The organism is Psychrobacter sp. TB20-MNA-CIBAN-0197 (assembly GCF_040309765.1).
Lineage (GTDB): Bacteria > Pseudomonadota > Gammaproteobacteria > Pseudomonadales > Moraxellaceae > Psychrobacter > Psychrobacter submarinus.
On sequence record NZ_JBEOPC010001513.1, the window covers coordinates 1 to 230 of the forward strand.

Sequence of the window (230 nt, forward strand, 5' to 3'; positions counted from 1 at the left end):
CTATTCTCAGGCGGTTAATGGCCCGATAAAGAATATTTATTTTTAAGAAGTAAAAGTGGTGGAGCTAAGCAGGATCGAACTGCTGACCTCCTGCGTGCAAGGCAGGCGCTCTCCCAGCTGAGCTATAGCCCCACATATGCTGGTACTTACTGTTTTAACCATCTTCTTGATTAGACAAGAAGTGGTGGGTCTGAGTAGATTTGAACTACCGACCTCACCCTTATCAGGGG

The 230-nt window shown here is 46.5% G+C and carries 1 tRNA gene; it reads right to left on the reverse strand.

The features are described from left to right. Positions 1-56 precede the first annotated feature (56 nt). Positions 57-132, reverse strand: a tRNA-Ala gene (locus tag AAEY83_RS19035). Between the last annotated feature and the right edge of the window lie 98 nt (positions 133-230).